Raw genomic sequence first — 23818 nt, forward strand, 5'->3', positions numbered from 1 at the left:
GGACGCCCGGGGCCTGCGGGAGCAGGACTCGGGGCGGGTGGGCATCTGCGGGTCGTGCGGGCCGGTCGGGGGTGTCCTTGCCGCCCCGGACCTACGCCTCAGGTACCGGTGACACCTGGTCCGCGGGCCCGATCCCCTTGGGACACACGGCAGTTAGCGTCGGCGGCATGCGAATCGGGATTCTCGGCACGGGCAATGTGGCCCGTGCGCTGGCAGCCGGCTGGTCCACCGCGGGGCACGACGTCGTGCTCGGCTCACGCAGCCCGGAGGAACGTACGGATGTGACGGGGGCGGGCTTCACCGTCGTGGGGCTCGACGCGGCGGTCGCGGACGCGGAGGTGGTGGTCAACGCGACTCCGGGAACGGTGTCCGTGGAGCTGCTGGGTTCGGTCGGGGCGGCGGCTCTCGCCGGGAAGACGCTCGTCGACGTGGGGGTCGGCCTGTCCGACGACTTCACCGAGCTCTCGCATCCCAACAGCAGCCTGGGAGAGCTGATCCAGAAGGCGTTCCCGGAGACACCCGTGGTCAAGACGCTGTGCACGATGGACGCGTCGGTGATGGTGCGGCCGGGCGCGCTGGAGGGCCGGAGCACCGTCTTCCTGTCCGGTGACAGCGCGGCGGCCAAGCAGCTCACCGCCCGGCTGCTCACCGACCTCGGCTGGTCCGCGGCCTCACAGCTGGACCTCGGCGGCATCGGCACCGCACGCGGTCAGGAGCACTTCGCCCTGCTCTTCATCGGGATCGCGGAAGGCCTGGGCAGCCACACCTTCAACATCGACGTCGTCACGCTCCCGAGCGGGCCGTGACGCGGAACGGCGGGGGCACGCCGTCGACCCCCGCCGTTCCCTCCCGCCGCCCAGAGGCAACCAGCCCCTTGAGCGCCGCCTCCGTGGCGAGCCGCGGCAGCAGCAGCGCCCAGAAGCGGGTCAGCATGGACTGCGACAGCCACTGCGCGTTCCGGCTGCCCAGGGCCCCGAAGCCCACGGTGGCCGCGACCACGGCATGGGCCGCGTCCTGCGGTGACACATCACGGGCCAGCGCGCCCTCGCGGGCCGCCTCGGCCAGTACGCCCTCCACCCAGGTCTGCCACCGCCGCCGCAGATCCGCCCCGGCCGCCACGGGCACCGGGCTCTCGCTCAGGTCGAACCCGGCCCGCAGGATCACGTCGTGCCGCAGACCCCGGAGCAGCGCGTGCGTGGTGTCGACCAGCACCTGCAAGGACCCGCCGGAACCGGTGGCCCCAGTGGTCCCGGCGGCCTCGCTCCTCGCCCGGCCCTCGACCGTGATCCGCCGGAGCCGCTGCGCCGCCGCCTCCCACACCGCCACGGCCAGTGCCGCCTTGCTGGCGAAGTGGAAGTGCAGCGCGCCGTTGCTGACCCCGGCCCGGGCACTGATCGTGGACAGGGACACGACGTCGAAGCCGTCCTTGCAGAAGAGCTCGGCCGCCGACTCGATCAACGCGTTGCGCGTACGTACCGCGCGTTCCTGCTGGGCCATCAGAGCGCTCCGTTGCTGCGGGGGGCGTGCCAGAGAGGCGCCCTCACGATAACAAACCGCACGAGCGGTTTCTATTGTCGTGTCATTGCGATTGTGATTGCCTCTGCTGCTGCTCCTGCCCCCGCTCCTGCTGGGTCCGGAGCACGGGCAGCGATCCGTGGCCGTTGACGATGAAGGACTCCACCGGCTCGATGCCGTCCACCGGTACCGCCGGGGACAGTCCGGGGAAGCGGTCGAACAGCCCCGCCAGCGCCACGCTCGCCTCGATCCGGGCGAGCGGCGCCCCCAGGCACCGGTGCACTCCGAACCCGAAGGCCAGGTCCTCGCGGCGGCCCGGGCGCAGCAGGTCGAAGACGGCGACGTCGTCCCCGTACGCCTCCGGATCTCCTGACGCGGCGGCGAAGGAGACCAGGATCGGGTCGCCCTTGCGGATCAGCACACCGCCGGATCCGCCGTCGGGCTTCCCAACGGACTCGGCGTCGGCCGGTGCGGGGTCCCCCAGTGCGATGTCGTCCACCGCGAACCGCATCGGGGAGTACGCCGCCGGGCTGTGCACGCGCAGTGTCTCGTCCACCACGTCCATCCAGGTGGCCCGGCCGGCGCGGACGTGCGTGAGTTGCTCCGGGTCTGTGAGCAGGGCCCCGACGGCGTTGGTGATGAGCGTGCAGGTCGTCTCCTGACCCGCGGCGATCATGAGGTAGAGGGTGCCGAGGAGTTCATCCTCGGTGAGCCCGCCGTCCTCGTCCTGGTCGCGGGCCTCTATCAGCGCGGACGTCAGATCGCCGCCGGGTTCGGCCCGTTTCTCGGCGACCAGCCCGGCGAGCATCCCGAAGACCTCGATCTGCGCGGCGGCCATCCGCTCGGCGGACACGGCCGTGCCGAACACCAACTCCAGCGCGGCGCACAGGGGTTCACGGGCCTCCTCCGCCACCCCGAACAGTTCGCAGATGACCCGCATCGGCAGCAGCCGGGCGAAGTCGGCCCGCAGATCGATCCGTTCACCGGCCGGCACGGCGGCCAGGTCGTCCAGCAGCCCGGCCGTGAGCTCCTCGATCCGCGGTCGCAGGGCCTCGCTCCGGCGGGTGGTGAACGCGCCCGCGACCAGCCGCCGCAGCCGGGAGTGGTGCTCCCCGTAGGCGAACAGCATGTTCTCGTTGGCGACCCACGGATACAGCGGCCACTCGGGGCCTATCCGCCCCTCGACGAAGGCGGGCCAGTGCTGCCGGGCGTCCTTCGACACCCTTGGATCCAGCAGGAGTTGCTTGACGTACTTCTGCCGTACGGCCGCCCAGGCGACCACACCGCCGGGCAGTTCCACCTCGGCCACCGGCCCTCGTGAGCGCAGCTTCTCGGCCTCCGAGGCGAGATCGCGCCCGGTCACGTCCAGCGCGTACGGGCAAGCAGGCATGTCCATCCGTGCACTCCGTTCGGTCGGTCGTCGACGCGCCCCCGACGCGAGGGCGCTTACTGAGCGGCGGTCGCGACCTCCTCGGGCGCCCCAGCCCCAGCCCCAGCCCCAGCTCCGGCACCGGCACCGGCACCGGCACCGACCTGCGGACCGGTCGCGATGTCCGCCTCCGGGCCGCCCTCGGGGCCGCCCTCGATGCCGTCCTCCAGATCGCCCTCCGCCTCGGTCTCGGCCGCGTCCGCCTCGCGCAGTTCCATGGCCTCGCGGTGGATCCGAGCCGCCCGCTCCGGGGTGAAGTCCAGCCGGACGAGCACGCCCGGCACCGCGATCGACGGCATCAGATGCCGGTAGAGGTCGGCCACCCGCTCCGCGAGATCCGCACGGCCGGTCATGATCCGCGACAGCACCTGTACGCCGGTGAAGGCGCCGACGAACAGCTTCGCGAGCGAGTCCACATCGGCGTGCGGCAGGACCTCGCCCTTCGCCTTGGCCTCCTGGAAGAGGGCCCTGGTGTGGTCCTGCCAGGCCCGCATCGGCACCCGCCGGTTCAGGTGGTCCTTGGGCGACCCCTGGTCGACGGTCAGCCGCACGCTGCCCTGGACGATCGGATCCCCCGTGTCCCGCTTGAGCAGATACGCGAGCAGCAGCGCCTCGTCCAGCGACTGCTGGAGCTTCAGCTCCTGTTCGGGCACGCGCGGCAGGGACTCGACCTGCGCGGCGAGGACCGCCTGGGCGAGCTCCTCCTTGGACGTGAAGTGGAAGTAGAGGGCGCCTTTGGTCATGCCCGACTTCTTGAGGACGTCCGAGATGGTCGCCGCCTCGTATCCGACCTCGTCGAACACCTCGGCGGCCGCGACGAGAATCGCCCGTCGCGTCCGAATGGCCCGCTCTTGCCGCGCCACGAACAACCTCCGTACCATCCCGCTCATCGGGAAAAGAGACCATGAGGTCTGTACCGGGCAGCTGCGACCTCGCGGCCCAGAATAAAACCAGCTGAACGGTTTCTCAAGGATTCACCCACATCGAACTCGTGACCCCCGCGTGAGCTGCACCGAAGCCTCTGCCGCGCCGTGAGCGCCCCCCGAGGGCTCCCCCAGTAAGCGCCTTCACCCCCTGAGCACCCTTGAAAACAAAACCGGTTGGTACGTATCTTCGATGAGCAGTGGTTCGTACCTGACCGGTTCCCACACCCAGGGGAGTTCGATGGCCGTGCCCGCACACACCAGGACCCACCCCGTCGCCGACGAGCTGGCCCAGCTGCTCTTCGAGGGCGCCGATCGCGAACGCGTGCACGGGGTCTGGCGTCGGCTCGTCTCCGGCAAGGAGTTCGCGTACCGCCCGGGGCTGCTGCCCGAGGAGCGGACGGCCCTCTCGTACGAGCGGCTGCGGCTCCTCAACGACGCGGCCGGTGATCCGGTGGAGCTGGCGGCCGATCCGTACCGCCTCGCCGGGCTGCACGAGTGGACGGGACCGGTGGACGGCGGACTGACCACGCTCGCGAGCATCCACTACAACCTGTTCCTCGGGAGCGTCCTCGACCACGACGGCGGCCGGGGCAGGGACCTGTCCGCGTTCACCTCGCTCCGGAGTACAGGAACGTTTCTCTGCACGGAGCTGGAGCATGGGAACGATGTCGCGTCGATGGAGACGGTCGCGGTGTTCGACCGCGCGACGGGCGGCTTCCACCTCACCACCCCCACGCCGGGCGCGCGGAAGTTCATGCCCAACACCAGCCTGACCGGCGGCCCCAAGACGGCGGTGGTCGCCGCACGCCTCGTCGTCGACGGCGAGGACCAGGGCACCTTCCTCTTCCTGACCCCGCTCAGCGACGAGAACGGCCACCTCCCGGGAGTACGGGTCCGGCCGCTCCCCCAGCGCACCGGCACCCCGGTCGACCACTGCCTCACCTCGTTCGACCGGGTGTGGCTGCCGCGCGAGGCGCTCCTGGAGGCCGAGCACGGGCGGCTCGGCGCCGACGGGTCACTGGCCAGCACCCTCGGCAACAGGCGCAAGCGGCTGCTGCGCTCCATCAACCGCGTCACCATGGGCAAGCTGTGCATGAGCGCCGGCACGCTCGGCATGTCGCGGGCCGCGCTGACCATCGCGGTGCGGTACGCCCACAGCCGCTTCCTGGCCGGACCGAAGGCGGGCGAGCGCATTCCGCTGGCCGCCCACCGCAGCCACCACGGCCGGCTGCTGCACGCACTGGCGACGGCGTACGCGATGACGTTCCTGCACCGCTCGCTGGTGAGCCGTTTCGCCGTGCACGCGGAGGAGGACCGGGCCGAGGTGGAGCGCGAGGTGGCCGTGGCCAAGGGCTGGATCACCTGGCAGGCCCGCGCGATCACCACCGAGTGCCGCGAACGCTGCGGCGCCCAGGGGCTGTTCCCCGCCAACGGACTGGCCGACCTCCCCCTCAACATCGAGGGCGGCATCACCGCCGAGGGCGACAACCTGGTGATCTGGGTGAAGGCCGCCTCCGAGATGGTCTTCGGCCACCAGGGCGTACGGGCCGGCCAGTCCGGCGACCCCGAGGGCCGGGAGCTCACCGAACTGCCCTTCCTGCGCGGCCTGTTGGCCGAGGCCGAGCGCATCTGGCAGGACCGGGCCCGCACGGCCCTGCGCGAGGGCCCCTCGGGCGACCCGGTCGGCCGCTGGAACGCGACCTCGGACGCCGCCCTGGAGATGGTCTCCGCCCACGCCCGCCTCCAGGCCGCCGACGCGTTCCTCGCCGCGGCCGCCCGGGCGCAGGACCCCCGGGCCGCCTTTCTGATGCGGAGCCTGTGCCGGCTGTTCCTGCTGAAGCAACTCGGCGAGCACACGGGGGATCTGCTCGCCGAGGGGCGGCTGACGCCTGATCACGTACGGGCCCTGCCGAAGGCCGTCGACACGGTTGTCGGGGAGCTCGCTCCCCATCTCATGACCCTGGTGGACGCGTTCGATCTGCCTGCGGCGGTGCTTTCGGGCATTCCGATAGCGAGTGGGGGGTCGGTGGGCGGGGACGAGGCCGACGCCGAATGGGAGGGGGAGGAAGCCGCGGCGGTGGGGGTGGAGGTGGCGGTTGCGGGGGTGTACTGAGGGGCGGTGCGTGGAGGCGGGGCGGCGGGGTGCGGAACAGTGTTCGCAGCACCTTCAGTGCGTACGCTGGATGCGTACGGTGTTCGCACATGTAGCCGCCGAGCGACCACCGAGCAGGAGCGATGTCTGCCACGCCCGCAGAGAAGCAGCCCATTCAGTCCGTGTGGACCCGGCCGCGGGGCAAGCGGGAGCAGCCCGCCCTGAGCCGGGACCAGATCGTCGCCCAGGCCGTGCAGCTGCTCGACGCGGAGGGCATCGACGCGCTGAGCATGCGCAAGCTGGGCACCCGGCTCGGCGCCGGCGCCACCTCTCTCTAAAGACGCCGGGGCACAGCCGCGCTGTCAGCGGCACGGGCAGGTGCGCGATCAGCCACAACGGTTTGGGGGCGCGGGGGACTGCGTGATCGGCCACAGTGGGCCCGCAGACGTACGACGCGCCGCCCTTGGTCCTACCGGACCAGACAAGGTCGCTTGGGGTCGAACTGCCAGTCGGGGATGAGGTATTGCATTCCGGTGGCGTCGTCCCGCGCGCCGAGGGCCTTCTCGTTGTAGAGGTCGTGCGCGGCGAGGAGGCGGTCCATGTCCAGGTCGAGGCCAAGCCCGGGGGCATCGGGGACGGAGATCTCACCGTCGGAGATGCGGGGCGGCGCGACCGTGAGCCGCTCCAGGCCCTCCTGCCAGATCCAGTGGGTGTCGAGGGCGTTGTACTCGCCGGGGGCCGCCGCACCGCAGTGGGTGACCATGGCGAGCGAGATGTCGAAGTGGTTGTTGGAGTGGCAGCCCCAGGTCAGACCCATGGCGTTGCACAGCTGGGCCACCCGCACAGACCCCTGCATGGTCCAGAAGTGCGGGTCGGCCAGCGGGATGGAGACCGACTGGAGGGCGAGGGCGTGGGTCATCTGGCGCCAGTCCGTGGCGATCATGTTCGTCGCGGTCGGTAGGCCGGTGGCCCGGCGGAACTCGGCCAGGATCTCGCGGCCCGAGTAGCCGCCCTCCGCCCCGCAGGGGTCCTCGGCGTAGGCGAGGGTGCCCAGCAGCGGCGTACACAGCTCGATCGCCTCGCGCAGCGACCACGCGCCGTTCGGGTCGAGGGTGATCCGGGCCTCGGGGAAGCGGTCCTTGAGCGCGCGCACCGCCTCAACCTCCTCCGTGCCCGCCAGGACCCCGCCCTTGAGCTTGAAGTCCCGGAAGCCGTAGAGGTCGTGGGCGGTCTCGGCCTGGCGGACGATCGCCTCCGGCGTCAGGGCCTCCTCGTGTCTGACGCGGTACCAGTCGACGTCCGAGTCGGGCTCGCGGACGTACTCCAGATCGGTGCGGTCGGGGTCGCCGACGTAGAAGAGGTAGCCCAGCACCCGTACGGAGTCCCGCTGTTGGCCGTCGCCGAGGAGGGCCGCGACCGGGACGTCGAGGTGTTGGCCCAGGAGGTCGAGCAGCGCCGACTCGACGGCCGTGACCGCGTGGACGGTGGTGCGCAGGTCGAAGGTCTGGGCGCCGCGCCCGCCCGAGTCGCGGTCTGCGAAGCGGGCGCCGATCTCGCGCAGGACCCGCTTGTAGTCGCCCACCTTCGCGCCGACCACCAGGGACTCGGCGTCGCGGAGGGTCTGGGTGATCTTCTCGCCGCCGGGCACCTCCCCCAGTCCCGTACGGCCCTCGGAGTCCTTGAGGACGACGACGTTGCGGGTGAAGTACGGGCCGTGGGCGCCGGAGAGGTTCAGCTCCATGCAGTCGCGGCCGGCGACGGGATAGACGGCGAAGCGGGTGACGGTCGGCTGGCTCATACGAGTCGAAGTCCCTTGTGTGTGGAGGCGGTCGGGGCCGGTGGTCGAAGGCTTCAGAGGCTGAGGACGTCCAGGGCCCACTCCAGCGCCAGGACGCCGCCCAGGCCGATGATCGCGAGCACCGTCGTATAGGTCGTACGGACCTTGATCGCCTCGATCACCGAGAGGTTGAAGTACTCCTTGAACAGCCAGAATCCCGGGTCGTTGACGTGGGAGAAGGCGATCGACCCGCACGACACGGCGAGCACCATGATCTCGGGGTGGACGCCGCTGCCCGCGAGGAGCGGGAGGACCACCCCGGAGGCCGTGACGACGGCGACCGTCGCCGAGCCGAGGGCCACCCGGAGGATGACCGCGATGAGCCACGCCAGGATGATCGGCGAGATGGACCAGCCGTCGGTGGCGTCCTTGATGTAGTCGGAGATGCCGCCCTCGACGAGGACGTTCTTGAAGGCGCCGCCCGCTCCGATGACCAGCAGGATCATCGCCATCGCCTTGGCGGCGGAGGTGCACGAGGCGCTGACCTCCTCCATGCTGCGGCCGATCCGCGGTCCGAACGCCCAGATGGCCAGCAGCAGCGTCAGCATGAGCGCGATCGGCGCCGAGCCGATGAACGCGACGAAGTTCAGGAACGGGCTCTCGCCGGACGTGGCCATGTCGGTCACGGCGGCGCCCGCGATCAGCACCACGGGGAAGAGCGCCACGAACAGCGACCAGCCCATGCCGGGCATCTCCTCGTCGGCGAACTCCCGCTCGCTGACCAGGCCCTTGGGGATGGACGGGTTCATCCTCTTGATGAACGGCAGCCGCGGCCAGGCGAGTGCGATGAGCGCGCCGGCCGGTACGGCGATGAAGAGGCCGTAGAAGAGAGTGTGGCCGACGGACGCGTGGAAGGTCGCGGCCACGGCGGTGGGGCCCGGGTGCGGCGGCAGGAAGCTGTGCATCGTGGACAGCGCGATCGACATCGGCAGGCCGACCCAGAGCAGGTTCGCGCCGGTGACCCTGACCAGGGTGAACGCGATCGGCACGATGATGATGAACGCGACCTCGTAGAACATGGTCACGCCGATGAGCATGGACGTGACCACCATGGCGACCTGGACCCAGCGGGGGCCGAAGGCGTCGAGGAGCTTGCCCGCGATGCGTTGGGCGGCGCCGGAGTCGCCCATGACCCGGCCGACCATCGCGCCGAGGCCGATGGTGAGCATCGTGTCGCCGATCTGGTCGCCGATGCCGGTGGAGAGGACGTCCGGGATGTCGGCCACGGGTATTCCGCGGACCAGGGCCACGCCTATCGCCACGAGGAGGAGTGCGGCGAAGCCGTTGAGTTTCAGGCGGGTCATGAGGAGCAGCAGGATCAGGACGCTGATCCCCACTACGAGGAGAGGCATGGCAGTTCCCCTTTGAACTGTTGGCTCTTGTACGGGGTGGCTCCGCCGGTTCGGTGCCGGGTGCGGGTGGGTGGGGGCTTGTCGCGCAGTTCCCCGCGCCCCCAAAAACGGGGCCGGTCAGCGTTGGCGTTGTGCGCCGACCAGGGCCAAGCCCGTGTCGAGGATCTTTTCCAGGGCCGCCAGGTCTGTTGGGCCGGGGTCCGTCAGGGGGGCTCGGACCGGGCCCACCGGGAGGTTGCGCAGGCGGGCGGCTGCCTTGATCAGCGAGACGGCGTAGCCGGGGACTTGGTCGCGGAGTTCTACGAGGGGGACGTAGAAGTCGCGCAGGAGCTTGGTCGTTGTCGTGTGGTCGTCGGTGCGCAGGGCCGTGAAGAAGGCGTTCGCGATCTCGGGCGCGAAGGCGTGGACGGCCGACGAGTAGGCGGGGACGCCGACGGTGGCGTACGCGCGGGCCTGGATCTCGGCGGTGGAGGCGCCGTTGAAGAAGAGGAAGCCGTCGGGGGCGGCGAGAGTGAGGCGCTGGAGCCGGTCCAGATCGCTGTGCCCGTCCTTGAGGCCGATGACGGTCGGGATCCCGGCGATCCGGCGCAGCCCCTCGGCGGTGAAGGCGACCTGCCCCCGCTGGTACGCGATCAGCGGGAGCGTGGTGCCGGAGGCGATCCGGCGAAGCTGCTCGACGAGTCCGTCCTGCGGGGCCGCGACCAGATAGTGCGGGAGTACGAGAAGGGCGTCGGCGCCCGCTTCCTCGGCGATCCGGGCGAACCGGCGGGCCTGCGCCCAGCCGTAGCCGATGCCCGCCACCACCGGCAGCCGGCCGGCGGCGACCTCGACCGTGACCCGCACGACCTCGCGGTACTCGTCCTCGTCCAGCGAGAAGAACTCACCGGTGCCGCAGGCGGGGAAGACCGCGCCCGGGGCCTGAGCCGCCGCCAACTGGCCGGTCAGATACGTCCGGTACGAGTCGAGGTCGAGGCCGCCGTCGCTGTGGAAGCTCGTGAGGGGGAAGGACAGCACCCCGCCCGCCATGCCCTCACGCAGCCGCTGGACAGTGCCTTCGGCCTCCGCGCTGATCCCTGTCATGAACTCTGTCTCCATATGCAGATGCCGTCTACGTATGAAGATGGAGGCTAAGTTGGTGAACGCGCGGGGTCAATGGGTGCGGCACCGCGGATTTACGATGAGCCCCATGCCGGAGAGCGAAGAGGTGCGGGGTGAAGAGGCCCGGGGCGGAGGGGCGCAGAGCGGAGGGGTGCTCAGCGGAGAGACTCCCGCGCGGGTCCGTACCGGGGTCTCGGGTGTCCGTGAGGTGAAGTCCGCGGCCCGTACCGTCGCGCTGCTCGAACTGCTCGCCGCGCGCGGCGACCGGCCCGCCCGTCTGGACGAACTCGCCGAGGAGCTGGGCGTACCGCGCAGCAGCATGTACCAGCTGCTGCAGACCCTCGTCGACCGTGGCTGGGTGCGCTCCGACACCACCGGCTCCCTGTACGGCATCGGGATCAGCGCGCTGCACACCGGCACGAGCTACCTCGACAGCGATCCGCACGTCCGCACGGTCCGCCCCTTTCTCGACGAGGCCTCGGACGCGCTCGGCGAGACGATCCACCTGGCCCGGCTGGACGGCCCGAACGTCGTCTACCTCGCGACCCGCGAGTCCCACGAGTACCTGCGGACCATCAGCCGGGTCGGCCGCCGGATCCCGGCCCACGCGGGCGCCCTCGGCAAGGCGCTGCTCGCCGAGCGCCCCGACGACGAACTACCGCTCCCCGAGGGGCCGTTGGCCGCCCTCACGGAGAACACCCACACCGACCGCGCGACCCTGCTCACCGACCTGGCCGAGGTGCGCGAGCGCGGTCACTCCGTCGACCGCGAGGAGACGGTGACCGGCATCGCGGGCTTCGGCTTCGCCCTGCGGTACGACTCACCGGCCATGGACGCCATCAGCTGCTCGGTGCCGGTGGCCCGGCTCGACGCGGCGCACGAGGCCGGGGTCGTCGCGGTCATGCGGGAGATCCGGACGAAGATCGAGAGTGCTCTGTCGCCCGCGTCAGGTGCTCCCGACTGGCGTTGACCCGCCGTTGTCCTGCTGTCCCGGGTCTCCTGGATCTCCCGGTTCCCCCGGGTCCTGTTGCCTCACGTTCTCTTGCTTCACGTTCTCTTGCTTCACGTCCTTCTGGCTCAGCGGCAGTTCGGCCACCACTTCGAAGCCGCCCTCGGGGCGGTGGCGGGCGAGGAGGCTGCCGCCGACGGACTGGGCCCGTTCGCGCATGCCGAGGAGGCCGAAGCCGCCGGTCCCGGTCCCGGTGTCACTGTCGCCGGAGGGCCGGGGAGGAGTCGCGCCGCCTCCGTCGTCGGTGACCGTGATGGTCAGCCGGTCGTCGGAGTGGGCGAGCCGGACCCGTGCCTCGCGCGCCGCCGCGTGTTTGGTGACGTTGGTGAGGGCTTCCTGCACGATCCTGAACGCCGTGTGATCCGCTCCCGGTGACAGCCGGTGCGGCGCGCCCTCGGTGGTGACGGTGACCGCGAGTCCGGCGGACCGGAACGACTCGGTCAGGGCGGCCAGCCGGGCGAGTCCGACGGCGGGCACCGCGTGCGGCGCTTCCGGGTCGTCGTCCGTCTGTCTCAACAGGCCGACGGTCGCCTTGAGTTCACGCAGCGCCGAGGACGTGGAGACAGCGAAGTCGGCGAGGATCCCGTGGGCCCGGTCGGGGTCGGTGCGCATGAGGTGGGTGATGGCACCGGCCTGGGCGTTGGCCAGCGCCAGATGCTGGGCCGTGACGTCGTGCAGCTCGCGGGCGATGCGCATCCGCTCCTCCGCGACCCGGCGCCGCGCCTCCTCGTCACGGGTGCGCTCGGCGTGTTCGGCACGGGCCCGCACGGCGTCCACGTACGCCCGTCGCAGTCGGACCCAGCTGCCGAGTGCGGTCGGCAGCAGGACCCAGGCGGCGGGGCCGACCGTCTTGAGGTCCAGCGGGCGGTCGGCGGGGCCCGCGATCAGTTCGGTGGTCATCAGCAGGGCCGCGACCCCGATGGCACAGCACCTGCGGACGCCGTCGCGGTCGGTGCGCAGCGCGAACGAGTAGAGCGCCGCCATGAGCGGCCCCAGCGACAGGACCGTCTGCAACTGGCCGAGACCGGCCGCCGTCACGGCACAGGCGGTGGTCACGGCCACGGTGACGTACGGATGGGTGCGGTGCAGCGGCAGGGCCGCGCAGGAGACACCCGAGAGCAGCAGCACGGCCCACCACGGGAGCGGGGGTGCGGCGCCCGTGGAGACGTACAGCGCGCCGGGCACGGAGACGGCGAACAGAAGCAGGGCGATCGAGGTGTCGAGGACGCGGGGGCTGTTGCTCACGAGTCCGCGTACGGGTCTGCGTACGAGGCTGTGTACGAGTCCGCGTACGGGTCGCTGCCGGCTGGTGGTCATCGGCGGATTCCTGTCGGGTGCTGGGCTCTGTACCGGATGCGTACGGGGGTGCCCGTACGAGGTTGCGTACGGGCCGAGGGCCGCCCCTGGGTGGCGGGCGGCCCTCGGTGGGTGACGGTCAGACGGTTGTGAACTCCGGCCTTGTCTCGTCTTCTTCGGTACGGGCCTCGGTGTGGCCCTCGTCCTTTTGGGCCTGCGGTGTCGCGGTCCGGTGGCTGAGGGCCTCGCCCTCCACGTCCACGCGGGGCAGGATCCGGTCCAGCCAACGGGGCATCCACCAGGCGGCCTTGCCGAGGAGGGCGAGGACGGCCGGGACGAGGGCCATGCGGACCACGAAGGCGTCGAAGAGGACGGCGATGGCGAGCCCGAAGCCGATCATCTTGATCATGGATTCGCCGGCGCCGATGAACCCGGAGAACACCGCCATCATGATCAGCGCGGCGGCCACCACGACCCGGGCGCTGTACCGGAAACCGGTCCGGATCGCCTGGCTCGGGCTGTCCCCGTGGACGTACGCCTCACGCATCCGGGCGACCAGGAACACCTCGTAGTCCATGGCCAGTCCGAAGACGATGCCCACCAGGAAGATCGGCATCATGCTCATGATCGGGCCGGTCGTCTCGACCCCGATGAGCTCGGCGCCCCAGCCCCACTGGAAGACCGCGACGACGGAACCGAGGGCCGCGAGCACGGAGAGGAGGAAGCCGACGGCCGCCTTGACCGGGACGAGTACGGACCGGAAGACGACCATCAGCAGCAGGACGGCCAGGCCCACGACCAGGATCAGGTACGGGATCAGCGCGTCCTGGGTCTTCTGGGCGACGTCGATGTTCAGTGCGGTGGTGCCGGTGACCTCGAACTCCGCGCCGGTGGAGGCCTCGGTCGCGGGACGGTCGGACCTGATGCTCTTGACCAGGTCCACGGTCTGCTCGCTGGTGGGTGCCGTGGACGGGATCGCGGAGAACACGGCGGTGTCCCCGGCCGAGTTGAACCGGGCCGGTGAGACGGACACGATCCCGTCGGTGGCGCCGATCCTCTCCTCGATCGTACGGACGGCGGTCTTCGGGTTCTCGGCGTTCCTTGCGTCCACGACGACCGTGAGGGGCCCGTTGAAGCCGGGGCCGAAACCTTGGGCGAGGTCGTCGTAGGCGCGGCGTTCGGTGGTGGAGGTGGGCTTGGCCTCGGCTCCCGGCATGCCCAGTTGGAGGTCCATGACGGGTATCGCGAGGGCCCCGAGTCCGACGACGGAGGCGATCAGGACGGGGACGGGGCGGCGCAGGACGAAGCGGGCCCAGCGGCTGCCGCCGTTGTTCTCGCCGCCCTCCTTGATACGTCCGCTCCTGCGGGCTTTGCGCGAGAGAACGGCGTTGGGCCAGAACCCGAGCACGGCCGGGACCAGCGTCAGCGCGATCAGCACACCGACGACGACCGCGCCGGCCGCGGCGAGCCCCATCTTGGTGAGCATCGGGATGCCGACCACCGAGAGTCCGGCCAGCGCGATGACGACGGTGAGCCCGGCGAAGACGACGGCGGATCCGGCGGTGCCGGTGGCGAGCCCTGCCGCCTCCTTCGGGGCGTGGCCCTTGGCGCGCTCCTCGCGGTAGCGGGAGACGATGAATACGGCGTAGTCGATGCCGCAGGCCAGGCCCAGCATGGTGGCGAGGGTGCCGGTCGTGGACGACAGACCGAACGCACTGGCCAGCGCCATGATCGACGCCATGCTGACGCCGACGCCGAGGACCGCGGTGAGCAGCGGAAGACCGGCGGCGGCGAGCGACCCGAAGGTGATCAGCAGTACGAAGGCGGCGATGGCGATACCGATCGCCTCAGCCGAGCCGCCGGCCGAGGGCTGGGTCTCCAGGGCGGTTCCGCCGACCTCGACCGTGAGGCCCGTGTCCCGGGCCTGCTCGACCGCGCTCTCCAGCCGGTGCTTGGCGGCGTCGGTCAGGTCGTCCGCGTCGGCCTTGTAGGTGACGGTGGCGTACGCGGTCGTCGCGTCCTTGCTGACCGCCTTCGCCTGGAAGGGGTTGACGGCGCTCGCGACCTGCGGTCCGTCGGCGGCGCGCTCGACCAGGGTGTCGACGGCCTTGCGGTGGTCGGCGGCGGTGATCTTCTGCCCGTCGGGCGCGACGAACACGATACGGGCGGTCGCGCCGTCGGCATCGGTCCCGGGGAAGCGCTGCTCCATCAGGTCGAACGCCTTCTGGGACTCGATGCCCGGCATGCTGTTCGTCGCGTCGGGGACGGCGGGCGCCTTGGCGGCACCGAACCCGACGGCGGCGAGCACCGCCACCCACAGCAAGGTGACGTACCAGCGCCTTCGGAAGGCCAGCCGGCCGAGTCGGTAGAGGAAAGTAGCCACGGGGGGTCTCCAGGGGTCGCGTACGTCGGGAGGTGTGGGGCGAGGCATGGCTGTGCTTCGGGCGATGGGCCAGGTAGTGCGTCAGGCAGTGGGTCGTTGAGGCAGTGGGCCGGGGTTGCCCCGTGGCCCGGCTCCCTCCGGGGGACCGTCGGCCCTCCGGGGGAGCCGTCGACTTCCGAGATCAACGATCCCGGCGGTGGCCCGGCGCCACGAGAGAGCGCGCTCCCGAACCGTGGTGTAGCGGGCTACACCATCAGGACGGGGCCCCGCTCTCCCGCGCTGGGCACCCCGCGGCTCCTAGCCTGAACGGCATGAGGAAGACGACGCGGCAGGCGGCCGGGGCAACGGTCCAGCTGGCCGGGGCCGCGGTCCTGACCTTCGGCACGATGCTCTTCCTCACGGTCCTGCTGATCACGGCCACGGCCACCCTCGCGGTGGTGGGCGCGGGGCTGCTCCCCGAGACGGTGACGCTGGTGCGCCGGATCGCCGGGGCCAAGCGCCGCCAGGTGACGCGGTGGACGGGCGAGCGGATCCCGGAGGCCTACCTCCCCCTGGACGACGGCCCGCTCCGCGCCCGTCTGCGTACCGCGGTCCACGACCCCGGCACGCTCATGGACCTGCGCTGGATGTTCGCCGAGTACGGCTACGGCAGCGTGCTGCCGATCCTGGTGCTCCCGCTGTGGCCGGCGGCGCTGCTGGTGGACGGAGTGCGCTGCGGACTCCTGAACCGCGAACCGCTCGTCCTCCCCCTGATCATCCGACTCGCGGACCTGGAAGCGAGCTGGTCCACCGCCCTGCTCAGGCCCTCCCCCAGGGCACGTCTCAGCGAGCGGGTCGAGGAACTGACCGCGACGAGGGCGGGAGTGGTCGCCGCCCACGAGGCCGAACTGCGCCGCATCGAACAGGACTTGCAGGACGGCACCCAGGCCCGTCTGGTCTCCCTCTCCATGCGCCTGGGCCTCGCGAAACGCGCGTACGAACGCGACCCCGCGGCGGCCCGCAAGCTCCTGGACGACGCCCAGGACCAGGCGGAGGAGGCGCTGACGGAACTCCGCCACGTCGTCCGCGGGATCCACCCGCCGATCCTCACCGACCGCGGGCTGGCGGGCGCCGTACGGGCCCTCGCCGCGAGCAGCGGCCTCGACGTCACCGTCGACACGGGTGACCTGGAGAGCAGCCCCAGGGCCCCGGCGGGCGTCGAGGCAGCCGCCTACTTCACCGTGGCCGAAGCCCTGGCCAACGCCGCGAAACACAGCGGTTCCAACCGCGCCTCGGTCCGACTCGCCCGCGTGGCAACGGGGTTGACCGTGACCGTCTCCGACGAGGGCCACGGCGGCGCCGACGAGACAACCGGCTCGGGCCTCCTCGGAATGCGCCGCCGCATCGCCGCCCTCGACGGCACCGTACGCCTGACAAGCCCCACGGGAGGCCCGACGGTGATCGAGGCGGGTCTGCCGTGCGGGTGGTGAGCGGGGTGCACGGGATCCGGGGCGGCGACGCTCACCGCCCGGTGTGCACGAAGGCCGCCCAGGACGCGACGGCCGACCGGTCGTGGCCGCGGAGCTGGGCGCGCATCCTGCCGGGCATGGCCTCAGGCGGTTTCCGGCGGCCGACCATGCACAACTGTGCCGTGCGCAGGGCGTCCGCCGGTGCCAGGCCCTCCTCCTTGAGGAAGTGGTGGAACATGAACATCAGCACCGAGGTCGCCTCGTCCGGCACGCTCCAGGTCGCGCTCACCACCGACCGGACCCGGCCGGCCAGCAGCGTGGTGCTCAGGCTGAACGCCTCGTCGTAACCCCGCCCGGACCGGCCGCTGCTGCACGCGGCCAGGACGGCGAGCGCGATGCCGCGGTCCGGGTCGGCGCCCAGGGTCCGGACCAGCAACTCGGCCGCGAGGTGTTCACCACGGTCGAGCAGCAGATAGGAACTGTCCCTCGCCGAAGTGCTCTGCTGGACGATTCCGTGGCAGGCCAGATGCATCATGGTGCCGCCGTCGGGATCCGCGAGCCAGCGCAGCACCTCGTCGCGGGTGCCCGCTCCTTCCGGGCTCGGCTCTCCGTCGGGCAGCCTGCCGACGTATCGCGCGTCCGGATAGAAGCAGTCCTTGATCGCCAGCGCTTCGAGGCGAGCGGCGGGCAGGTCCGCCGCCTTCCCGGCGGGATCGGGGTCGCCGATCACCAGCCCCTGCTCGGTGAGGGGCACCGGGTCGCGCCAGGCCGACTCGCACAGCAGCCGGGCGGACGGCGTGTAGGAGAAGACGACGCGCTCCATCGCGTACCGCCATGTCCCGTCCGCCGACCGGGTGCGCGCCGCGTGCCACGGCACCCGGGCCAGTTCCCGTACGGGAATCAGCACCAGCCGCGCCGGGCGGTCCGCGGGCAGGTTCAGGTGGCGCTCGACGAGCGGCCCGATCGCGGCCTCCCACGCCCACTCGCAGATCTCCTCGAGCGCCTGCGGGGCCTTGCCCTGTGCGGTCACCAGGGCGCTGTCCCGGGTGCGCGCGTCCCTGTCCGTCATGCCCTGGGCCGCGTCGGAGACGAAGGCCTCGAACGCCGCCATCCCGGTGTCGTTCAGCTTCGGCAGCAGGAGCCGGCTCGGGGGTGCGTCGGCCGGGATCACCACCGCGGCGCCGTTGAGCTCGTCGCCCGGCACCAGGTAGACCAGCGCGTCCGCGCCGAGCGCGCGCAGGGCCGCCCTCGTCTCGTGGGGCTCCGGCGGGTCGAGCAGCCGTGTCGTGCCCGCGGCCGGACTGGCCGTCGGCGAGCCGTCGGCCGTCAGCTCGACGCCCGCCAGCGCGCCGATGACCCGGCGCCGCAGCTCGCCCGGCACGTCGTCCGGCGTGTGGCTCCGCTGCGCCTGGGCCCATTCCCGGGCCAGTGCCGGATTGCCCCCGGCGGTGAGCCGTGCCTCGATGCCACGGGTCTCGGTCGTGGCGTAGAGGATCAGTCCGCGGCCCGCGTCCAGGGCGGTGGCGGCGCCTTCCGGGTCATGGTCCATCAGACACAGTCGCGCCGTGTCCAGGGCGTCGCCGGCCGCGTCGCGTGCGGTGGCCTGCATCTCGTCGGGCGTCGACTGGAGCAGCACGCTCCACGCGTGGCCGCGCAGTCCGCTCAGGGCCGTCGACCGGCCCAGCTCGTTGCGGCCGGCGAGCCGGTAGGCGTGGGCCAGCGGCATGGCGGTCATGGTCCACAGCGCATGGGTGCTGGACTCGGCCCGCCGCCAGGCCTGTTCGAGCAGTTCCGTGCCGGTCCTGAGGTCGCGCCTGCCACCCGACATCTCGACCCGGCGCAGATGCGCGACCCCGGCGAACATCAGGTAGTACGTCCGTCGCGGGTCGTGTTCGGTGGCGACGGACAGAGCCTGGGTGAGGTGTTGAACGGCGCTGTCCACCGACTCCGGTGTGTCCGTGGCGAGTTCGGCGGTGCCGAGCTGGGACAGCCGAAGGGCACGTTCGTTGTCCGGGATTCCTTGCTGGTCGGCCATCTCCTCGAACATGCGCAGGTGATCGCCACTGGCCGGATTCACGTACTGCCCGCGACGGGGGTTCCCGCCGCCTGCCGTACTGCCGGTCTGAAGCATCTCCAGAAACGGGACGAGCTGGTTCCACGCCTCGTCCACCGCCGCCCGCAGCGGATCGCCCACGGGCAGCCGGAGCGAGGCCTCGCGGAGTTCCTCCAGCTTCTCCATGGCGCCCTCGGGGTCGCCACGCATGGCCTTGGCGTTCGCCTCCTGCAGCAGTGCCATCACCGTGCCGCGGTCGAGCAGCGGCGACTGTGGGCCCAGGCCGTCGGCGAACGCGCGGACGTCCTTGGCCAGTCGTTGGGCTCCGGCCACATTGGCGTCGTCCTGGGTGACCAGGTGCTGCAGTCCCATCCGCGCCGTGTCGACCAGGGTGGCGTGGGGCTGGGTGTCGCCGACGATCCGCGCGTACCGCTCCAGTTCCTGCAGCGCGGCGCGCGGGCTGAACCCCGGCCGGTTCTCCTGCCAGGCCACCAGCAGGTCCGCCGCCCGCAGCGCGGCGGATGTCGTGGGCCAGTCCGGCAGCGGGGACGGGTCCGTGTCGGCGATGTCCGCGAGAGTCATCGCGCGGGGCATCCGTACGGATCCCATGAGCCCTCCCGACCTGAGGAGAGCGGTCGCCAGCACGGACGCCAGTTTGGCCCGGCCGGGCAGATCCGCCGGCAGGGTGCCGAAGTCCGCGAGGGCGCTGTCGATGTCCGCGGGGTCCCTGCCGATCTCCTCATAGCGGCTGGCCCGCATCCAGCAGCGCGCGAAGAGCCATGGCGCGCGGTCGTCCGCGCCGACCGACTCGATGGCCCGAGTGGTGCGTGCGATGACCGTGGCCAGCGCGTCCACCGACGCCGTGTCACTCATGTCGGCTCCTTTGCCGATAGAGACCAGAACACATGAACGAAACCGAAGGGAGAAAGGAGGAAGGAGAAAGAGAAAGCGGAAGGGGAAGGGGGCAACGAGGGCGAGTGCGGGAAACCGGTCAGCCTTCGCCCGCGGAGCGCATCGCACGGACCCACGCGACTGCGGTGAAGTTCTTGGCCGCGATCTCGATCTCCACCTTCTCGAAGCCGACGGCCGACAGTCCCTCGTAGCCGGTGTCGACGAGATCCTGGTAGAGCGTGTCCGAGAAGGCGGCCACAAGGTCGGTGCCGGGGGATTCGGCGAGGACGCGGCGTACGGGGTCGGAGTCGAGTACGCGGAAGAGGGCGACCACGGCGGAGCCCGCGTATCCGCTGTCCGCCTCGTGCACGATGCCCTGGTGCAGGCTGGCCCGCATGCGGACGCTGCCCAGGTCGCCCGGCGAACTCTCTTGCCCGGCAACGGAGTTCGCCTCCGTGGCCCGTTCGTTGGCCGCCGCCAGGCCTGCCGTCAGTCCGTCCAGGAGCCCGGGTACGACTCTGGTCTCGTCGACGTCGGGTTCGAGGACGAGCAGATAGCCGTCGCCCTGGGCCTGCCTGCCGCAGCGCTCCCAGACCACGCCGACCCGCTCGCACGCCGCGCGCAGCGTGCGAAGCAGAACGCGCTGCAACCGGACCATGTCGGCGTTGTCGCGGGCGCTGTACTTCTCGATGTCGACCGCGAGGCACAGCCGCCGAAGCCCCGGAGGCAGCCTCTCGTCGTCCGGCTCCGGCCCATCGGACTCCCGCATCCGGTCCTCGTACGTGGCCAGCGCCCAGGCTCCGGGGAACGCCCCTTGGTGCATGAGCGGGGTGACCGCCGGCCATGCCTCCGCCGCCCTGACGCGGAACGGCGTGTCGTAGGGGGTCTGTGCCGCCCTGCGCCGAAGGGCGCCGCCGAGCACCGGCTGCACGGTCGTCGTGCTCAGGCTGACCCGGCCGGACACGTCTGCCGAGGACGCCGGCATCCGCACCACAGCCTGGGCCCACCGTCCGTCGGGGCGGAGCGCGCCGCCGCGCCCCGGGGCCCTGAAGGTCCAGCGGAGCCGTTGGCGTCCGAGTCCGAACACGGAGATCTCCGTCCCGTCGGCGGCAACGGTGCCGGGAGCGGGGTCGAGGCTCAGCGCGTGCATGCCGTCGGCCAGGTGGACGGTGAGGGTGACCTGTTCGTATCGGCGTCCGTCCGGCAGTTCCTCCAGGTCGAACGGGAAGCAGACGAGGAACTCGCGGTCCGGGTCCGCCGTCGCGGGCCGGCGGGCCTGGTTCCGGAGGGCGTAGGCGAGCGGGCGGCCGAGGGAGACGCCGCCGATCCGGTCGTGGACGGGCTGTCCTCCGCCCTTGGGAACCACTCCGTCGAGGGCGAGGAGGTCCGGCGTGCCGAGCACGTCGCCGTGCGCCGCCCCACCGTCACCGCGGCCGTCGTCCGCACCCGTGTGTGCCGTGTCGTTGTCCCGCATCCGTCCGGTTCCCCCTCGTTTCCGTGCCGTGCGCGTCCGGTACCGGCTCCGGTCAGCCGTCGGGCTCCGTCAGCCGGGCGGCCGTGCGCAGCCCGGCGAGAGACAGGACGGTCGTCCGCCCGTAGCCGACCTGTATGACTCCCCGCGCGGCCAGTTCTCCGAGCACGTGGTGCACCCGGCGCTCCCTGGCGCCGACGAGTCCGGCGAGTTCCGCCTGGGTGAGTCGTGGCCCGATCAGCACGCCGCCGTGCCGCGGCTCTCCGTAGTCCTCCACCAGGTCGACGAGGACCCGGGCGACGCGGGTCGCCACCGGACAGCCGCTGAAGTCGCCCCGGCGCCGCACCGACCACCGGTTCTTGCGCACCAGCATCCGGCTGACGGCCAGCGCCGCGGCCGGATGCCCGTCCAGGCAGTCCAGGAACTCCCGCTGTCCGATGCGCCGGGCGGTCACGGCGCCTGCGGCGGTGACGGTGGCCGACCTGGGCCGGTTGTCGAAAGCCGCGAACTCCCCGACCAGATCCCCGCCGAGCCGGATCGCCAGCAGCGCGGTGTCCCCGTCCTCGGCGGTCGCGGTGACCTTGGTGACGCCGTTGAGGAGGAGCAGTACGAACGTCTCCCGCAGGCCTTCGATCAGGAGGTGTTCGCCCGCTTCGTACGGACGTGGTGTCCCCAGGGAGAGCAGGGTCTTCGTGACGTCCGGGGAGCCGGCCAGATCGGCCAGGAACGTGCCGTGCGGCCACCGGTCGACAGCCCCCGGGCCTTCCGTGCACTTCTCCGACATCACGGCACCTCCCCACGCAACCAGGCCTTCTCCGGCATTGGCGGCGTACGGCATCGTATCCGTCGAGTGGCCAACACCCCTTTCCTTTCGCGCAAGTTGGGGCACGGCGACGGCCGCCCGGCGGGCCGGGACGGAGCCGCCGGAGTCTCCGCCCACATTCCGCACTGCTGCGGGGAGGGTGCCGCCGCGTTTGCTGCACTCTGGCTGCTCGGGGGACAGCACGGGGGCCCGGCCCGTCACAGACAGCCGGGTCCCCGTAGCTCGCACCACGGCGTGCACCGGCCCGGGACGACGACTCCAGGTCCCCCGCATCGCGCCGTCGGCGGCCGACGGGATCATGTGCCGGCCTCCCGCCGACGGGATCATGCGCCGGCCTCCCGGGGCCGGGGCAGCGCGTCGGCGTGCACGGTCCACACGCGGTAGTGGAACTCCTCGCCGACGTCCAGCCGCTGGTCCCGCACTCCGTCCCAGACCTCCTGGAGCAGTGCGCCCAGGGCGGTGTCGGTCGTCCGCGCGGACCGGTCGCGGGCCTCGCGCGAGGCGAGGCCACTGAGGTCCATCCGACGGTCGCCCACGATCAGGTGCACCGTCTCGGGGCGGGGCCCCGACTCGGGTACGTCCGAAGGCCAGTACAGCCGCACGGGGGCGGTCGCGCGCTCGGTGTGGGGCTCCACCCGGTAGCCGCTGGGCTGGTCGTTGGTCACCAGTGCCGTGCGACCGCTCAGTCCGACGCCGATCACCCAGAAGTACAGAGGCGTGCCGGAGCGGTTGTGCACAGCGGCCCGGTAGACGTCACCGTCGTAAAAGCGCTCACCCATGGGCCTGAGCGCGCGCCAGTCGCCGTTCCCCGTGGGGCGCCGGGCCTCGAACAGGACGTCCAGCCCGGCGTCGAGGCGGCTCGGGTCCCGGGGGTCGCGCAACCACCGGACGCGTTCGCCCCTGGCCAGCTCTTCCAGGAGCGCAGTCAGCCCGGAGGCATCGGAGTACGCCGGATCGGTCGGCCTGCGCACGGGCTGCCCCGCGCGGTCCAGTACCTCGGGCCTGCCGTCGCGGACCCGTACGACGGCGAAGGCCTTGCCGCTCGCCTCGCGTGTCTCCACCAGGCGTGGAGAGCGGGCGAGTTCCTTGCGCAGAGCGTCGGCGAACGGGCCTGCGGCGTCGATCAGCACCTGCCCCCGGTCGCGCACCCGCACGGCGAGCGCGTACGAGCCGACCGGCACCACCGCGCTCGACAACTCGTCCGACAGCGGCCGGGGAACCGCTGCGAGCGTCACGCGCAGCACCGCGTCACCCGCGTCCATCTCCTCCACGGTCGCCGGTACGGACGTCTCCCGGCCCTCGCTCCGCGGAGTGTCGTCGGGAAACACCATCCTGACCTCGTCCTCGGGACCGAGCCCGAACAGGGCCCCGCCCGGGACGCGGAACCGGCCCTCCCGCCGCAGCAGGGGAAGCCGTTCCGGCTGGGCGGGCTCCTCCAGGGAGAACGGCAGTCGCCCCGAGGGGCCGCCCGCGTCGGGCGACTGGAGCACCTGCTGCTCCTTGATCCGGTCGCGGGCCCGGGCCACCAGCACCGACCAGGGGACACGGCGGCCCGCGGTGGCGTCGAGCAGATCGGCGAGGGCCGCGGTGAACACCCCCTGCCGGCCCGCCCCGGGACGGAGTTCGGCCTCGTACGCCGAGCCGTGCTGCTCGCACGCCGTCAGCCGTACGACGTTCGGCACCAGCGAGTCGTCGCGGCCGGCCAGGAGTGCCGCGCGGGCGAGCGCCGCGTCCGGGGGGACGCGTGGCAGCCGTACGGACTTCAGCGCCCACGAGCCCGATTCGTACGCCGCCTCCCGTACCGCTCCGCCCGAGTGACAGGCGTCGAGGACGCAGGTGACGTTGGGGGTGACCGCGGTGAGCGCGCGCACGGCAGCGGTGAGTTCCTCCGCGAGGTAGCCGCGGAAGTCGGTGGCGGTGCTCTCGCCCATGTCGACGGGCACCAGGTACTGCAGTCCGTCCGACAGCCCGCCGTGCCCCGAGTAGTAGACGACCGCCCCGTCACCCGGGCGGAGGTCACCCCGCAGCCGGTCCAGGGCCTCCCTGATGTCCTCGTAGCGGGCCCGCTCCCCCGTACGGACGTCCAGGTGGGTGAAGCCGCGGTCCTCAAGGACGCGGCACATCAGCTCGACATCGGCGTGCACACCGGTCAGACCGTAGGTCTGGGCACCGATCACCAGGGCTCTCAAGGTCAT

15 protein-coding genes and 2 pseudogenes are annotated in these 23818 nt (G+C 71.7%); 5 read left to right on the forward strand and 12 right to left on the reverse strand.

Going from position 1 to position 23818, the window contains the following annotated elements; translation table 11 throughout:
* Nucleotides 1-137: 137 nt before the first annotated feature.
* A complete protein-coding gene (locus JEQ17_RS19920) occupies nucleotides 138-806 on the forward strand; it encodes an NADPH-dependent F420 reductase (RefSeq protein WP_267924839.1) in 669 nt (222 codons plus the stop codon).
* Here JEQ17_RS19920 and JEQ17_RS19925 read toward each other — a convergent pair.
* The 3 genes and pseudogenes from JEQ17_RS19925 to JEQ17_RS19935 form a co-directional block, all read right to left on the reverse strand.
* Nucleotides 784-1497: a ScbR family autoregulator-binding transcription factor gene (locus JEQ17_RS19925; protein ID WP_200396500.1), complete on the reverse strand. Its 714-nt coding sequence runs from the start codon at nucleotides 1495-1497 to the stop codon at nucleotides 784-786. The two genes, JEQ17_RS19920 and JEQ17_RS19925, sit on opposite strands and share 23 nt — an antisense overlap.
* An 82-nt stretch (nucleotides 1498-1579) precedes the next feature.
* Entirely contained in the window at nucleotides 1580-2911 is a 1332-nt protein-coding gene (locus JEQ17_RS19930) for a cytochrome P450 family protein (protein ID WP_200396501.1), read from the reverse strand.
* Between the two features lie 227 nt (nucleotides 2912-3138).
* Nucleotides 3139-3807: pseudogene (locus JEQ17_RS19935) on the reverse strand (ScbR family autoregulator-binding transcription factor); the annotation flags it as partial.
* Between the two features lie 253 nt (nucleotides 3808-4060).
* Here JEQ17_RS19935 and JEQ17_RS19940 point away from each other — a divergent pair.
* Both JEQ17_RS19940 and JEQ17_RS19945 read left to right on the forward strand, forming a co-directional pair.
* Nucleotides 4061-5983, forward strand: a complete 1923-nt coding sequence (locus JEQ17_RS19940; protein WP_234048276.1) for an acyl-CoA dehydrogenase family protein — start codon at nucleotides 4061-4063, stop codon at nucleotides 5981-5983.
* A 122-nt stretch (nucleotides 5984-6105) separates the two neighbouring features.
* Nucleotides 6106-6297, forward strand: a pseudogene (locus tag JEQ17_RS19945) (TetR/AcrR family transcriptional regulator); the annotation flags it as partial.
* Between the two features lie 134 nt (nucleotides 6298-6431).
* Here JEQ17_RS19945 and JEQ17_RS19950 read toward each other — a convergent pair.
* The 3 genes from JEQ17_RS19950 to JEQ17_RS19960 form a co-directional block, all read right to left on the reverse strand.
* Nucleotides 6432-7760 carry an enolase C-terminal domain-like protein gene (locus JEQ17_RS19950; protein WP_200396503.1) on the reverse strand — a complete coding sequence of 443 codons (1329 nt, stop codon included), beginning with the start codon at nucleotides 7758-7760 and terminating at the stop codon, nucleotides 6432-6434.
* Between the two features lie 53 nt (nucleotides 7761-7813).
* Nucleotides 7814-9151: a gluconate:H+ symporter gene (locus JEQ17_RS19955; protein ID WP_200396504.1), complete on the reverse strand. Its 1338-nt coding sequence runs from the start codon at nucleotides 9149-9151 to the stop codon at nucleotides 7814-7816.
* 117 nt (nucleotides 9152-9268) lie between these two features.
* Complete coding sequence (locus tag JEQ17_RS19960) at nucleotides 9269-10231, reverse strand: 5-dehydro-4-deoxyglucarate dehydratase (protein ID WP_200396505.1); 963 nt, start codon at nucleotides 10229-10231, stop codon at nucleotides 9269-9271.
* Nucleotides 10232-10457: 226 nt separating this feature from the next.
* Here JEQ17_RS19960 and JEQ17_RS19965 point away from each other — a divergent pair, with 226 nt between their 5' ends.
* On the forward strand, nucleotides 10458-11219 hold the full coding sequence (locus tag JEQ17_RS19965; protein ID WP_234048747.1) for an IclR family transcriptional regulator: 762 nt from the start codon (nucleotides 10458-10460) through the stop codon (nucleotides 11217-11219).
* Here JEQ17_RS19965 and JEQ17_RS19970 read toward each other — a convergent pair.
* On the reverse strand, nucleotides 11196-12575 hold the full coding sequence (locus tag JEQ17_RS19970; RefSeq protein WP_200396507.1) for a sensor histidine kinase: 1380 nt from the start codon (nucleotides 12573-12575) through the stop codon (nucleotides 11196-11198). The genes JEQ17_RS19965 and JEQ17_RS19970 overlap by 24 nt on opposite strands.
* Nucleotides 12576-12693: 118 nt before the next feature.
* Nucleotides 12694-14937 carry an MMPL family transporter gene (locus JEQ17_RS19975; RefSeq protein ID WP_200396508.1) on the reverse strand — a complete coding sequence of 748 codons (2244 nt, stop codon included), beginning with the start codon at nucleotides 14935-14937 and terminating at the stop codon, nucleotides 12694-12696.
* A gap of 311 nt (nucleotides 14938-15248) precedes the next feature.
* Here JEQ17_RS19975 and JEQ17_RS19980 point away from each other — a divergent pair, with 311 nt between their 5' ends.
* Nucleotides 15249-16406 carry a sensor histidine kinase gene (locus JEQ17_RS19980; protein ID WP_200396509.1) on the forward strand — a complete coding sequence of 386 codons (1158 nt, stop codon included), beginning with the start codon at nucleotides 15249-15251 and terminating at the stop codon, nucleotides 16404-16406.
* 31 nt (nucleotides 16407-16437) lie between these two features.
* Here JEQ17_RS19980 and JEQ17_RS19985 read toward each other — a convergent pair whose 3' ends face one another.
* The 4 genes from JEQ17_RS19985 to JEQ17_RS20000 all read right to left on the reverse strand — a co-directional run bounded on the left by JEQ17_RS19985 (nucleotide 16438) and on the right by JEQ17_RS20000 (nucleotide 23818).
* The gene (locus JEQ17_RS19985; RefSeq protein WP_200396510.1) at nucleotides 16438-19311 is read right to left on the reverse strand and encodes a CHAT domain-containing protein; all 2874 of its coding nucleotides are present in this window, start codon (nucleotides 19309-19311) and stop codon (nucleotides 16438-16440) included.
* Nucleotides 19312-19429: 118 nt separating this feature from the next.
* Entirely contained in the window at nucleotides 19430-20803 is a 1374-nt protein-coding gene (locus tag JEQ17_RS19990) for a hypothetical protein (RefSeq protein WP_200396511.1), read from the reverse strand.
* Between the two features lie 52 nt (nucleotides 20804-20855).
* Nucleotides 20856-21584 carry a Crp/Fnr family transcriptional regulator gene (locus tag JEQ17_RS19995; RefSeq protein ID WP_200396512.1) on the reverse strand — a complete coding sequence of 243 codons (729 nt, stop codon included), beginning with the start codon at nucleotides 21582-21584 and terminating at the stop codon, nucleotides 20856-20858.
* Between the two features lie 362 nt (nucleotides 21585-21946).
* Entirely contained in the window at nucleotides 21947-23818 is a 1872-nt protein-coding gene (locus JEQ17_RS20000; protein ID WP_200396513.1) for a caspase family protein, read from the reverse strand.

The organism is Streptomyces liliifuscus, assembly GCF_016598615.1.
Taxonomy (GTDB): Bacteria; Actinomycetota; Actinomycetes; order Streptomycetales; family Streptomycetaceae; genus Streptomyces; species Streptomyces liliifuscus.